Here is a 14221-nt window from a genome sequence, read left to right as displayed (position 1 = left end):
CTGGCAGGTCAGACGCCTCATGCTTTTCTGAAGTCCAGATTGTATAAATTTCAACTCCGCCCTGAGATGACAGGCTCCATGTTTCTCGGTGGATCTGTAGAGCCAGTCAGTTCGTAAGGCGCGTAGGATTATCGCTCATTCTGCGATGCTCGCGAAAGGCGGCCGTGATCGCGCGGAGTGACTCCTTTGTCTTCTGGTCTGACAGTGATGAGTGGAGAACGAGCGTAAAGGAGGGCAACGACGGTAGCCCGAAGACCGTACTGACATCAACGACATCGGCGGGGGCAAGCCGGACAGGGAAGGGTGAGATTGCCAGACCCGCCGAAAGTGCTGCGGCGATGGCAGGCGTTTCGCCGATAAACACTTCGGTCCATCGGATCGAGGCACGGTCGAGCAGGCGCATTGCAGTATCGCGCACGGCGGAGCAGGACGACAGGCCCGCCAGCGGCAGCGGGTCGTCAGGGTTGCAGGAGAAGTTTGGCGCAGCGAACCAGCCGAAATGTTCAGGCCCCAGAATCTCTCCGCTGCGCCGTGTATCGTTGCTGCGAATGATGATGGCGTCCAGTTCTCCACCATCGAAAGCATCCAGCAGCGGACCGGATGCATCAAGCCGCACTTCGAGAGTCAGGCCCGGATCAAAGGATTTCAGCCGTGCCAGTAGCAAGGGCACTTCCGGCCCCATGACATGACTGGCAATACCGAGGCGAAACTGGCGACGTCTTCCAGACAGGCTTTCGATGGCTCTCTGGTGGGCCGCCAGAAACTCACGCGCCGCTGGGAGGAAGACTTCCCCCTGAGTTGAAAGCCGGACCTGCCGGGGTGTGCGTTCGACGAGGCGTTGCCCGAGGCGCTCCTCAAGCCGCTTCAGTTTTACGCTGACCGCAGCCTGCGTGATGCCCAGAGCCTCCGCCGCACGGGTGAAACTGCGATAGTCGGCAATCATCAGGAAGGCGCGCACGCCATCAACATCAAGAGCCGTCATTCCATCCATCCGAATCTGTTATCGCTAAAATAGTCAGTCATGGAATTGTATTATAAAGGGTGGGGCGGCACCCTGACCATGGAGATTGCCTCCATGCGCGCAGAGATGTCCGCCTGCCGGATTGATCGCACGACAGGCGCGCGGCGCGTCTCGCAGTAGCAGGACAAGGTAGGGTCGCGTCATATGAGGGAGATTATAACCAGCAGGAACGCACTGGCGCTTGCCGCCGTCTGCCTTTCCGCCTTGATGGTTGGTCTGGAAATCTCCAGCGTCCCGGCCATTCTGCCGACTCTGGATCATGGTCTTGCGGCTGACTTTCAGCAGATTCAATGGATCATGAACGCCTATACTCTTGCGATGACGGTCTGCCTTATGGCGTCCGGCGCGCTGGCGGATTGCTTTGGTCGCAAGCGCGTCTTTATGGCGGGTGTGGTGGTTTTCGGCCTGTCATCAGTTGCCTGCGGACTGGCGGAGAATGCCCCGATCCTGATTGCCGCCCGTGCTGTTCAGGGTGTTGGTGGTGCCGCGATGCTCGCCTGCCAGATCGCGCTGCTTTCCCATCAGTTCCGTGGTTCTCTCTATCGTGGACTGGCGTTCAGCGCGTGGGGGATTGTCTTTGGTGCAGGTCTTGGATTCGGCCCACTAATCGGAGGGCTGGCGGTTGCCTTTATTGGGTGGCGGTGGGTGTTCCTCGTGCATGGGCCTCTGGCGGGCATAGCGTTTCTGCTCGCACGTTTCGCTCTTGTTGAGTCGTCCGATCCCGAGGCGATGCGCATGGATGGGAAAGGAATCATCACACTGTCTCTGGCGGTGTTCTGCCTCGTGTCCCTGATTACGCGCGGGCAGGCGTTATGGCCCGGCGATCTGGTGGGGGATGGCGCCGTGGTTCTCGGCGGGGCCAGCTTTCTGATGTTTATCGTTGTCGAAAAGAAAGCACCCCGGCCGATGTTCGACTTTGCCTCCCTGCGTATCCCGACATTCTCCGGCGCGCTTCTTGGTGCCATCGGCATGAACGCCAGCTTCTGGCCTTTCGTGATCTATCTGCCGCTCTGGTTTCAGGCCGGTCTTGGTTATGACAGCGTGACGGCGGGGTTTGTGCTTCTCGCCTACACCCTGCCGACTCTGGTGGCGCCACCCTTTGGCGAGCGGATTTTGGCGCGTTACGGGCCGGTCGTTGTTCTGCCGCTGGGCCTGTTTGTAATCGGGGCGGGCTTCCTGCTCATGGAACTTGGAACGATGAGAGCGTTTTCCAGTTGCACAACGATGCTGCCCGGTTGCGTTCTTGCTGGTACTGGTGTCGGGCTGATGAATACGCCTGTTGCCAATACGGTCACCGCTGCTGTTCCAGCCGAACGGGCCGGAATGGGAGCAGGTATGGATATGAGCGTAAGGATGATCACGCTCGCCATTACTATCTCGCTGATGGGGTTCATCCTTCTTCGCGGTATAAGGGCAAGCCTTTTGAAAGCGGGCGCGCCGGGCGGTGCTGTGCAGGCTCTTGGCGGAATCATCGCAGCCGGGAATCTAACGGTGGCAGAGACTTTGGGCATCGGCAGGCCGGTCGCCGAACAGGCGCTTGCGCTGGGGTTCGGCAGGGTCCTGTTGTATGGCTTGGTCTGCGCGTGGTCGCTTTCTGGTCTGAGCTTCGCTGTCCTGCGCTGGAAACAGGTCACTTTTGGTTCAGGCGACTGTGATTGATTTCAATAATCCCTCATTACCCGTGTGCGGCGCTGTCAGGCCCACACGAGCGCGGAATCGAACGCCTGACTGCTCCCCTGCCCACCCCAACGACGCCCTGAAACTGCCGATGCGTTTCGTGAGATACTCAACTGTTTCATCATCACGCCTATCCTGCAGAGTCGCAACAGAGGTCGGAACGGGGCAGGCGTGTTACCTTTTCGGAACATTCTGTTCCAGTTCCGCCAGCCACAGGGTCGCGTTGCCGTCCGAGGGCGCGCGCCAGTCTCCGCGTGGGGACAGGCTACCTCCCGCCATGACTTTCGGGCCATTGGGCATGGCGGAGCGTTTGAACTGGCTGGTACCAAAAAAGCGACGTAGGAAGATCTGGAGCCAGTGGCGGATGGTCGGCAGGTCATATGCCGTGCGGTCCTGCTTCGGAAAGCCCGGTGGCCAGGTACCAGCCGAGGCATCCTGCCATGCCTGTTCCGCCATGAACGCGATACGGGACGGCGTGAAGCCGTAGCGCAGCACATAAAAGAGGGTGAAGTCATGCAGCGCGTACGGCCCGATGATGTCCTGTGTGCTCTGCGGCCCGTTCTCACCCACAGGCACCAGTTCCGGCGAGATTTCCGTGGCCAGAATGGTGGAGAGCAGAGGGGTAACCTCTGGTGAAAAATGGCCGGAGGCTATGGCCCAGCGGATCATGTGCTGGATCAGCGTTTTGGGCAGTCCGGCATTTACATTGTAATGCGCCATCTGGTCCCCTACGCCGTAGGTGCACCAGCCGAGGGCGAGTTCGGAGAGGTCGCCCGTGCCAATCACCATGCCCTGATGCTGGTTGGCCAGACGGAATAGAAAATCGGTCCGTAGGCCTGCCTGCACGTTCTCAAACGTAATGTCATGCACAGGTTCGCCCTGTGCGAAGGGGTGCTTGATTTCCCGCAGCATCAGACTGGCGGCCGGGCGGATGTCCAGCACCTCATTCCCGGTGCCAAGGGCGGCCATCAGCGCTTGGGCGCTGGCCAGTGTTTTTTCCGTCGTGCCAAAGCCGGGCATGGTGTAGCCCAGCACCGCACTGCGGGGCCAGCCGAGTTCATCCGCCGCCCGGACCGCCACCAGCAGAGCCTGTGTGGAATCCAGCCCGCCGGAAATGCCAATGACCATGCGTTTGACGCCGCTGGTGCGTAGTCGCTGCTTGAGGGCGGACACCTGAATGGTGAAGGCCTCAAAACAGTCCTGCGCCAGCCGGTCCGGGTCACTAGGCACAAAGGGGAAGCGGGAGAGCGGGCGGCGTAGGCCAAGATTGGTCATGGGCGGCGTGAGGGTGCAGCGAATGCGTCGCCATGCAGGAGCATGGGCTTGCATGGCGCGGGCATTGGCAGCAAAGGACCCCATGCGCAGGCGTTCCTGCCGTAGTAGCGTGAGGTCAATATCCGCCACGACATGCCGGGACCCGGTGGGGAATCGTTCGCTCTGGGCTAACACGTCACCATTTTCAAAAATGGTAATTTGCCCGTCCCACGCAACATCGTTTGTGGATTCGCCTTCTCCAGCCGCCGCGTAGAGATAGGCTGCGACACAGCGGGCGGACTGTGCCCGGCAGAGCAGAGTGCGGGTTTCGGCTTTGCCGACAGTAATGTCACTGGCGGAGGGGTTCGCCAGAATGGTGGCCCCCGCAAGGGCAGCTTGTGTTCCCGGAGGGGCCGGCACCCAGAGGTCTTCACAGATTTCCAGACCAAGACAGAAGCTGGGGAGGTCTTCTGCCTCAAACAGCAGATCGGTGCCGAACGGAATATCGGTACCGTTCAGCCGCATGGTCTGGCCCTGTATGCCAGCGCCGGATGTAAAATGCCGCGCTTCATAAAATTCGCGGTAATTGGGCAGGTAGCTTTTGGGAACAATCCCGATCACTGCGCCCCGATGGATGACGACAGCACAATTATAAAGGGCGTTATCATGCCGGAGGGGTGCCCCTACGACTAGCATGGGGAGGAGATCGGCTGAAGCCGCGGCAAGCTCCGCAAGAGCCTGTTCGACAGCGTTGAGCAGGGCTTCCTGCTGGCGAAGGTCATCTATTGCGTAGCCGGAGAGCCCGAGTTCTGGAAACACGCAGAGTACGGACCCCTCCTGCCCGCAGGTCTTAGCGGCTCCCAGCGTACGCTGTGCGTTGGTGGCCGGGTCCGCTAGAGCGACGGGAACGGTGCAGGCTGCAACACGGGCAAACCCCTGATGATACAGCGCGTGAAATGCGGAAGCCGACAACGTGGTCCATCCTTATCCAGCATGGGCAAGAGAGTGCGCCCATGATTGCAGAGAAGTGGACACGCGCCAACACAAGGACTTTCCGGCGCTCGCGCCAAGGGTAAGAAAGGGCACTCAAAATAAACGGAAAAAATACAAAAACCCTCTTGCGCGTTTTCGGGAACGCCCTTAGAAGGAGGCCATCCAATGCGGGCGTAGCTCAGGGGTAGAGCACAACCTTGCCAAGGTTGGGGTCGTGGGTTCGAATCCCATCGCCCGCTCCAAATTTCTTAAAAATTTGAGCGGTAAGCATCAAGGTCGCACACGCGGCCTTTTTTGCGTTCTGGGTCGGGCTTAAAAAAATAGGCGTGATAATCTGCGCCTCCTCCTACAGCCCGACTTTGCGCGGTCATAGGGTGAGCACGGCGGCTGCTATGGTTCCGGTGTTGGGCACCATAGCAAAACGGCTTTCACTTAGATGTTATGAAGCCTTTTCGCGGTCTTTGGCTGCTCTCTGCACCAATTTGATCCATGCGTGGCGGTTTTCCACAAATGCCACCACGCGCTGTTTATGGGCGTCCTGCTCTGTGACGTTGCTGGTCATGGATGTGCGATGCACGCGGTATTCCGCCAGAATTTCAGGAACATGCGTTCCCTGTAGGCCAAGTTCCGCAAAAGAGCACCACAGGTCATAATCTTCCCAGCCCATGGCGGAACGGCTGACATAATAGCCTCCTGCCGCTGCCCATGCCCATTTTGCGACAAGAGCCATGGCATCAATATAGTTGCCCGCTACCAGTTGCATCGGATGATAAGGTTTGTCGCCAAGCTGTTTATGCAGTGTGGGTTCTCCAAACTGCTCCAGAATGGGGTAGGCATAGGCTGTCATCTCATCTGTTGCGGCAACAAGAGACGCACAGGCTTCTGGCAACAGGCGATTATCGGCATCCAGTGGTAGGAAAAACGGCGTTTCCACATGGGTGACGGCGCAGTTGCGGGCTCCGCCAAGTCCGGCATTGACGGTGGTTTTTAGTAGAATAAGGCGATTGAAGCGGGCGTTATGCTGCATCATCCATGCTGTGATGAGAGCAACCGACTCGTCGGAAGACCCATCATCCACCACAACCAGATCCAGCAGAAGCATGGTCTGCGCCCGCACGGATTCCAGCGCCTCCAGAATGAAAGCTTCATAATTATAAGAGGTGATGATGACGGTGACCGCGGCCTCATCCATCCTGTCCTGATGGAACAGAACCTCATGCGGAGGGACGTCCGGCAAACTTTTGGCGCGATAGGCGCCACGGGCAATCTGAATTTCGGCAGCACGGGCGGCAGCCTGTTCGCCGCCGAGTCCTTCAATAAGACTATCAAAAACCAGCGCCTGCCGTTGCGGCCCGAAATACCAGAGCACAGAATGGTAGGCTGTGTCGGCCATACGGCGGCGCAAGTCTGGATTTTCGAGCAGTGCGCGAAGAGCGGCGTCCCACTCATCAGGTGTATCCGCCAGCAAGCCGCTTACGCCTTCCACAATGCATTGGCGGAAAGGGGCGGTGGGGGAGACAATGGACGGAACGCTGGCCAGAGCGGCTTCAAAAAATTTAAGCTCACTTTTGGCGTTACAGAATAGGGACCCGGTTTCCAGCGGTGCGATGGCAATATCAAAGCGGGCTGTCTCTTCTGGCAGGTCGGGGAGTGGCACCATATCCCGCCATTCAATCTGCTCTGCGACAGCGGCCAGTTCGGGGAATTCATTCATCAACAGGACAGGGCGATGGTTGCCCGGTTCCCGGAACAGAACAAGGCGCAGGTCTGCACGTTCCAGCATCAGGTTGGCTAGAACACCAGCAACTGGCGCAAAATCACGCTGATGCGTGCGGGAGCCAGTTGCGTAGCCAATGCGGACAAGGCCATCTGACCCAAGCCATTGTTTTTTCCGCATGGCCATACGGCTGCGCCGTAACGAATCAGCATCAAATGTATTGGGGACAGTATAAGTCAGCGGTTTATTGATGCGCATCAAGCCCGCAAGGGTGTCTGTTGGCGCCATGCACAGATCAGAACGCATCATTGTGCGGCGCATTTCCGTAAACACGGCTTCGATACGCTGCTCTGTTGCCCCAATACTGCGAATACCATCAATAATATCAAATCGGGCCATATGCGGCAGGAACGTGATGTCATCAGTATCGAAAATGACATCAGCCTCGTTTTCACGGGCGAGTTGCAGAAGAATATCAACATGCCCACTGAATTCCACGCGCCAGAGAACGACAATATCGGCCCAGATCAGGTCATCCGGGTTAACCTCGGCGCAGGGTTTCCAGCGTGCCTCATGCCCCGCCCGGACACAGGCTGCGGCATTACGAATGCAGCGATATTCCACGCCAGGAGACTCTGGCTCTCCAGCGACAAAAAGGAGTTTGCGGCGTGGACTATGCCTGTTGGCGGGCGTTGGGATGTTTTCAACAGAGACGGAAGGGACGACTATTTGCGTTGCCTGCGCGTTGGCATGGGCTGTGGGCGGTGGCTGATTCGGTAAAACTGGAGGGGAGGGGAGAGAAATATCGGGTTGAGTAAGCGTGGGAGGCTTTGGGAGATTCGGCACAAAAGGCGCCATAGAGCCGCGCACCATTGTACGTGCCAGAGAGCGCAGAAAGCCTGCGGGTGTGGAAAGGAAAGCACGAAGAGCGTTCAAGCCGTCTTCACGGCTCACGATCTCTTGAGAGAACGCGGCTAGGGACTCTGAATTACGCTGAAGATGGTCGAGCGCTTGAGATAAAGACTGATAAAGTTCTGTATTGGTGTCTGTCAAGGCAAGAGCCTGTTGGTGCCAGAAGTCTCCGTATGTGCTCAGAGAGGTAATCAGGGCATTTTTTTCGGGTTCGAACTGGTTTTTTTTTGTAATCAATTCTGCATTGAGAGATGCTTTTTCTTGCTTTGTCGCGAGAATTGTATCGAGTAATGAGATGCGTTCTTGGCGTAGGGCGTCTTGCAGCTGCTGTATTTTCTCAGAGTGTGTGTGCAGAAGCGCCTTGTTTTCCCAGAACTGCCCGGCTTGACTAAAGCGTTCGCGGAAGACGGCTTTTTTACATAAATCGTCTTTCGAACAGTCAGAATTTATCGTTAAAATAAAACTGACATTATCGTTTTTTTGGGGAGTTTTCGTGAGGAGACCCAGACCATTTGCATGGAAAAAACTAAATGTCAGAAAGGTTTTTTCAAGCTCTGCCCATATTGGCCGTGCAGTAGGGGTTTCGATACCATCCAGAAGTACCAGACTGCCTGATGGAAGTAGGTCCAGTTCCTCCTTCAAACGGTCTGGCAACTCCCACAAAGGGTGAGCACAATAATAAAGTGCGGAGTCTTTTTCTGGAAAAGAAGAAAAAAGCCGCGTTTCAATCACTCGGGTTGGAAGAGTCTGATTGTGAATGGCTTGTTTCAAAGTCTCTTTTACGGAACGACTCGCGCCAATCAGCACCAGAATCTCCGGGGCCAGAGAGGCCAGTAGCCAGACCATAAAAGGCAGATGTCCGCAGCCTGTCGTGTCGCCCTCTGTCAGAATAACCTGGCTAAAAAACGCCTCGGACTCCGCGCTACACAAAGACGCAACAGAGGTGGAGGGCTTATGGGGCGGGAAATCTGATAAAGAGGCTGGCATGGGAAAGCAAAGGGTCCTGATTTCAAATCAAGAGACTATTTTGCCGCGAACTGACTATTTGACAATCTGAAAGATTAATTTGCTTAATTTATCACTAATTACAGTAGCATAAGTTCAATAGCACAGGTTGGGTACCTAACCTCGTGTGTCTTTTTTTTGAAGATTTTGCAAAAAAAAGCGTTAAACCTTGAGAATACCCAGAAGATGCTTGCATGTTCGTACGGGCCTCGCCTAAAACGAAGCCTGACGTTGTTGTGCCGCTGTATGGGTGTGACCCTCTCGTGCCTAATAAAGCGGGCGTAGAAAAGGACGGATAAATATGGCGATTATCACCGTTGCTGGTGCGTCAGGAGGGACCGTACAGGTCACTGTTGATGGTGCTATGAACACCGCGTTCGTAGGCCGGACGCAGGCTCTTGCCAACCAGCTTTCAGGCCAGATTGACGACGGGAAGCTGGATGCTCGTTATCTGGACAAGGGCTCCAATAGCAAAGCTTCTAGTTCCAGCAACCAGTCTGGTTATGGCGTGATCACGGCAGGTGGTTCCTATCAGGTTTCCGGCGATTTTCGCTGGCTGACTGTTGGTGCCAACTCTGCAACAACCGCTCCGAGCACGGCTCTGGACGCTTGGGTCAATATCGACGCAAGCAAAGTGACGACCGACTATCTGAGCGTTATTGCAGGCACCGCGCAGGGCGTTGGCTTCCATGCAGGCGCACAGAGCGGTCTGTTCGTCGGTGGTTCTGGCGACAACCTGTTCCAGGGCGATTACCTGGATGCGGCTCCCGGCGCATGGGACATCCGTACGGGTGACGGCAATGACACCATCAACGGCGGTAATGGTAACGACACCATCTATGCTGGTGCCGGCAACAACACCATTACTCTGGGCACCGGCGTGAACTATGTTCACTCTGATGGTCAGGATACGATCACTGCAACCTCTGGTGTGCAGAGCATCACGCTGAACGGTGGCAACTCCTTCGTTAACGTGGGCGAAAACTCTCTGGTGGTTGACGCTGCAGGGAACGAGCAGATCACGGTTGGCGGCGCAAGCACCGTAACCGGTGGCTCTAACGACTACATCAACATGGCTGGTGCAACCGGCACGGTTGAAGGTGGTCAGCGGAACACCATTTCTGCTGCGCATGGTAACCTCACCACCGCGCATACAGACTCCGCGAATATCAATGTCAGCGGTGCTCTCACCTTCATTGGTGGCACGGGTGACACGACCATTACGGCTGGTCAGGCAACCATCTTCGGTTCCAACAACCTGTATGCGCGTGTCAACGCTACGAGTGCTGACTCCCTGTTCGTAGCGAACGACGGTAACGAAACGCTGGACGGTGCATCTTCTGCATTCGGTATCCACGCATTCGGTAACGTTGTTGGCACAACGGGTAGCCAGCTGTTCATCGGTGGCTCTGCCAGCGATACGCTGGTTGGCGGTGTTGGCAATGCAACGCTGACGGGTGGTTCTGGTGCGGCTAACGTATTCGGCTTCCGCGACGGGATTGCTGGCGCTGACTACACCATCACAGACTTCGGTAGCGCTGCTGGTAACTCCGTGCTGCTGGTCGATTATGACTACACGGCGTCTCAGTTCCAGCAGAACGTGCTGGATAAAGCCGCACATAACGGCAACAACACAACGATTACGCTGTCTGATAACAGCCAGATCACGTTTGTTGACTACTCCAGCCTGAACACAAACCAGTTCAGCGGTCTGAAGTAAAATTCAGTCTCAGGACTGTTTGCGTTCCAAGGAAACCGGGCCGAAAGGCCCGGTTTTCTTTTGAGCGGAATATAAGTAACAGTTTCAAATCTTCGTCTTGCTGAGAAAGTGCCGCCTGTGAGTGATTCACCTGACAATTCAGAAAAAATCAGGCAGGTTCTGACGCAGGCAGAAGCCTTGTCCGCCAGCTATCGCGCCAGTGCACAGATACAGGGCATGCGGGTTGACGGTCTGGCGCATGAAGCGGCTCACTTGCGCCATATACTACATGTGCAACAGCAGACGGTGTCTTGGCGTGTTACAGCCCCTTTGCGTGTTGTCCGGCATTTGATGAAGGGACAATTGCCCACTGGGCAGAAAATCCCCGTCGTGTATCGGCGCGTGAGAGAGGTTTATCAGGATGAGGGGGTGAAAGGCGTTACGCAACGTCTTCAGGCCCGCTTGCCACAGACGAAGCTGGGGCGGATGGTGGGGCGGCTCACGCCTGATCGCAAGAAGCCTTCCTCAGGTGCTGCCGCTTCAGCACGGCCGTCAACTCTTCAGACGCATGAGGTAAAACTCCGCCCAGTAACGGCGGAGGAGCGGCAGAAAACACTTGAGGTGATTTATACGCAGTCGCTTGGTGAAACGCGAGGTCAGCTTGCGCCGCGTTTCCTAATAATTGCAGAACTTTCGCTGCGGCAATGTGCAAAATATCGGGTTTGGCAAAAAGAGGAGCAACTGCGTTCTCTGGGCTGGGCCGTGGATGTTGTTGACTGGCGTGAAGCTGAGCAAGCACTGTCAGCGTTACAAACCTGCACAGAGGTTATTTTCTACAGAGTTCCTGCCTTTGAATCGGTTGAAAACCTTCTGCAGGAAACACGGCGGCTTGGTTTATCCCCGTGGTGGGAAGTGGATGACCTGATTTTCTCCGCCGAACTATATCAGGAAAATGGCAACCTGCAGACGCTGGATAAGGCGGAGCAAAACCAGCTGCTTTTTGGTGTCAGGCTATTCAGAAAATGCCTGCTGTCTTGTGACCGCGCCATTGCTTCCACCCGAGTGCTAGCTCAAGCCATGCGGGATGCAGGCATTCCGTCTGCCGTTGTTATTGAAAACGCTCTGGATCAGCAGACGATAGATATCGCACGCAGTCTGGCGGAGTACGGCGTGCCAGCGCATGACACTACGCAGGAAATCCGTATTGTTTATGGGTCCGGCACCAAAACGCATGATGCTGATTTCCGGGTTGCGGCCAAGGGTATTCTGGCCGCTATGCAAACAGACCCGCGTTTGACACTCTGTATTATAGGAGACCTCACGCTTCCTGAAAGCTTTGAAGCCGTCAAGGACCGCGTACAGACGCTGGCAGGGCGTGATTATGCGGCTTATCTTGGGCTTCTGGCGCAAGCGGATATGACAATTGCGCCTCTTGAACCCACAGTGTTCAATGACGCCAAAAGTAATATCAAATTTCTTGAAGCGGCTATTCTGAAAGTGCCCGCCGTCTGTTCTCCGCGTGACGCCTTCCTTCAGGTTATGCGGGATGAGGAAAATGGTCTGCTGGCTGAACAGGATACGCAGTGGCGAGATGCTATTCTGCGACTGGCTGAAGACGCGGCTTTAAGAGCGCGGTTAGGCCAACAGGCCTATGAGGACGTTCTCGGCCGTTATAGTCCTGAGCAGATTACCCAGCAGCAGGTCCTGCCGGTCTTCGGGCGGCCTGTTGAAAATCGCTCTAAAACAAATCTGCATGTTCTGTGCGTCAATGTGTATTTCAGCCCGCGCTCTTTTGGTGGCGCAACGTTTGTCGCGGAAGAAATGGTCCGTCGCTTGCAGCGCCTGCCAGACGTGGATGTGTCTGTCATGACGTCCCGTCCGGAATTGCACAATCGTGGCAAGGCGTCTGTTCGCTATAGTGTGGGTGGGTGTTCCGTGCTGGGGGTGCGGGTCCCACCTGATCATGACCGGGTGGGGGGTATTGATAATGAGGCCGCGACCAGTCACTTCAGGAAATGGCTTTCTGCCATGCAGCCTGATGTCGTGCATTTTCATGCAACGCAAGGTATGGGGCTGGGCTTGTTAAGGGCCTGTATTGAAGCCGGTGTGCCTTATATTATTACACTGCATGATGCATGGTGGTTGTGTGAGCGTCAGTTCATGGTGAAAGCTGACGGACATTATTGTTTTCAGGAAACAATTAATTTGCGTATTTGCCAGATGTGTGTGCCAGAGGCGCGGCATCTGGCTGACCGCGCTGTGATGATGCGGGCCGCGCTGGAGGGGGCTGCCCTGCTTCTTTCCCCGAGCGAGACACATCGGCAGTTGTTTATTGCCAATGGTGTTTCTCCAGAGCGTATTATCGTGAACAAAAATGGGTTTATCTGGCCGTTAGTTCCGCGTACGCCGCGCCAGTCTGGAAGCCCGCTGCGGTTTGGATATGTTGGCGGCACAGAAAATATTAAAGGTTATCCGCTGGTGCGGCGAGCGTTTCAGGCGCTCTCGGAAAGCAACTGGGAACTTCGGGTTGTTGATAACAAGCTGAATCTGGGGATTCGCTCTGTTTACACCGAGTCATGGAAAGTAAAGGGAACCGTCACGACGGTGCCGGCCTATTCTCCAGAAACCATGGAGACATTTTTCGATGGGATTGATGTGCTGCTCTTCCCGTCACAATGGAAGGAAAGCTACGGGTTGACCGTGCGGGAAGCTCTGGCGCGCGATATATGGGTAATTTCCACGGCTCCCGGTGGTCAATCGGAAGATATTGTTGATGGGGTTAACGGCACGCTGATTGCCATGGATGGGCAGGCCGATGGTCTGCAAAAAGCGATTGAGGCGCTTTTGAGAAATCCAGAAAAACTGACGGGATACGTTAATCCGCTCAAACACACTCTGGCGACGTTTGAAGAACAGACGGCCGAACTGGACGGCGTTCTGCGAGACGTTGTGGCAAAAGAAACGGCTAACGCCCGGCGTCTTGCCACCGATCTTTCTGCCATTTCAGCCGATCCAACTGCGTGATGACCCGATAAACCGCGCGCCCTTTCCATGTTGGGTGGAGGATGGTGGGGCGGGGAGGATGCTGGTTCAGGTAGGTTTCAATCCAGTCAGGGTTGAAACCGCTTTCTGGCGAGATCAAAGCGCGCCAGTCTGAAAGATGCGGAACCCGAAATGGGTTGTCCCGTAAAATTTCTTGCTTGAAGAAAGGCACCGTGCCCGTTTGTACCATGCCGCGCCAATGTGTGTGCATGGGGTTGGTGGGGAAAAAACGGGCGATGGGCGTGTTAAGGTCACTCCATGCGGCATGAAGGGGAAACCCCGCAGCGTTCAGGGCAACGGACAAACCGAGTTCACCGTGCCAGATAATTTCATCGCGGTTCATATCGGCAAAAGGAAGCTTCAGAACGCGCTGAACAGGGGCTGACTGAAATGCCGCCTGAGAAAGGCCGATAAACCAGGATTGCAGGTGTGGTGTCACCGCGCGTGAGGCAACGAGCCCCCATGCGGGGCGATGACGTGCGCCAAGTTTTTCCAGAAGGGGCGACAGGGGGGCAAAGGGGCCGAAAACGCTGTCATTGGCAAAAAGAACATAAGGTGCGCCTTCAGCGAGTCCTTTTTTCAGAAGAAACTGCCACGCGCCAAAATCTAGGCCGCCATTTGGCCTTTTCCAGACCTGAATACCATAGTTATTACAAAAATTCTGTGTGGTTTTATGAATAATTTCTGTTCCAGACAAAATAATATGGAGGATAATGCCACATTCCAACAGGTTTTTCAGGTAAAAACAGGTATAGGGTGGAAGATTGCCATCTGGAGCATAACAGGCAAAAAGGCAGACTGTTCCCGTAGGCAAAGGAGCAAAGGGTGCTCTTTCAACCTGTTTTTTGATGATGCCTGCGGGGGAAATCGAAACTGATTGCATTTTTAATTTGGTTTTTTG

At 55.6% G+C, this 14221-nt stretch carries 7 protein-coding genes and 1 tRNA gene; 4 read left to right on the top strand and 4 right to left on the bottom strand.

Features of this window, described 5'->3' with window-relative positions; genetic code table 11:
* Positions 1–106 precede the first annotated feature (106 nt).
* Positions 107–982 carry a LysR family transcriptional regulator gene (locus tag AD949_RS11315; RefSeq protein ID WP_096430416.1) on the bottom strand — a complete coding sequence of 292 codons (876 nt, stop codon included), beginning with the start codon at positions 980–982 and terminating at the stop codon, positions 107–109.
* A 183-nt stretch (positions 983–1165) separates the two neighbouring features.
* On the opposite strand from AD949_RS11315, the gene AD949_RS11310 reads away from it, so the two are divergent.
* Complete coding sequence (locus AD949_RS11310; RefSeq protein ID WP_048834775.1) at positions 1166–2680, top strand: MFS transporter; 1515 nt, start codon at positions 1166–1168, stop codon at positions 2678–2680.
* A gap of 192 nt (positions 2681–2872) precedes the next feature.
* On the opposite strand, the gene AD949_RS11305 is transcribed toward AD949_RS11310, so the two are convergent.
* Positions 2873–4924 carry an NAD(+) synthase gene (locus tag AD949_RS11305; protein WP_048834774.1) on the bottom strand — a complete coding sequence of 684 codons (2052 nt, stop codon included), beginning with the start codon at positions 4922–4924 and terminating at the stop codon, positions 2873–2875.
* Between the two features lie 188 nt (positions 4925–5112).
* Here AD949_RS11305 and AD949_RS11300 point away from each other — a divergent pair.
* Positions 5113–5187: transfer RNA gene (locus AD949_RS11300), tRNA-Gly, on the top strand.
* A 197-nt stretch (positions 5188–5384) separates the two neighbouring features.
* Here AD949_RS11300 and AD949_RS11295 read toward each other — a convergent pair.
* A complete protein-coding gene (locus AD949_RS11295; protein WP_244463273.1) occupies positions 5385–7616 on the bottom strand; it encodes a glycosyltransferase in 2232 nt (743 codons plus the stop codon).
* A gap of 1264 nt (positions 7617–8880) precedes the next feature.
* Between AD949_RS11295 and AD949_RS11290 the strand changes: the two genes are divergently transcribed.
* Positions 8881–10299 carry a beta strand repeat-containing protein gene (locus tag AD949_RS11290; protein WP_048834772.1) on the top strand — a complete coding sequence of 473 codons (1419 nt, stop codon included), beginning with the start codon at positions 8881–8883 and terminating at the stop codon, positions 10297–10299.
* A gap of 216 nt (positions 10300–10515) precedes the next feature.
* Positions 10516–13302 (top strand): glycosyltransferase, encoded by a 2787-nt coding sequence (locus tag AD949_RS11285; protein WP_096430419.1) that lies wholly within the window; start codon positions 10516–10518, stop codon positions 13300–13302.
* On the opposite strand, the gene AD949_RS11280 is transcribed toward AD949_RS11285, so the two are convergent.
* Positions 13244–14203 carry a rhamnan synthesis F family protein gene (locus tag AD949_RS11280; protein ID WP_052944504.1) on the bottom strand — a complete coding sequence of 320 codons (960 nt, stop codon included), beginning with the start codon at positions 14201–14203 and terminating at the stop codon, positions 13244–13246. The two genes, AD949_RS11285 and AD949_RS11280, sit on opposite strands and share 59 nt — an antisense overlap.
* Between the last annotated feature and the right edge of the window lie 18 nt (positions 14204–14221).

Origin of the sequence: Acetobacter orleanensis, assembly GCF_001581005.1 — a bacterium.
GTDB lineage: Bacteria > Pseudomonadota > Alphaproteobacteria > Acetobacterales > Acetobacteraceae > Acetobacter > Acetobacter orleanensis.
Note: the sequence above shows the minus strand (reverse complement) of the source record. Positions and strands in the feature narration are given on the sequence as shown.

Bases quoted from the DNA above. Each gene is read 5' to 3' on its own strand.
- AD949_RS11290 (WP_048834772.1), top strand. From the start codon at position 8,881: ATGGCGATTATCACCGTTGCTGGTGCGTCAGGAGGGACCGTACAGGTC.
- AD949_RS11285 (WP_096430419.1), top strand. From the start codon at position 10,516: ATGCGGGTTGACGGTCTGGCGCATGAAGCGGCTCACTTGCGCCATATA.
- AD949_RS11280 (WP_052944504.1), bottom strand. From the start codon at position 14,203: ATGCAATCAGTTTCGATTTCCCCCGCAGGCATCATCAAAAAACAGGTT.
- AD949_RS11315 (WP_096430416.1), bottom strand. From the start codon at position 982: ATGACGGCTCTTGATGTTGATGGCGTGCGCGCCTTCCTGATGATTGCC.
- AD949_RS11310 (WP_048834775.1), top strand. From the start codon at position 1,166: ATGAGGGAGATTATAACCAGCAGGAACGCACTGGCGCTTGCCGCCGTC.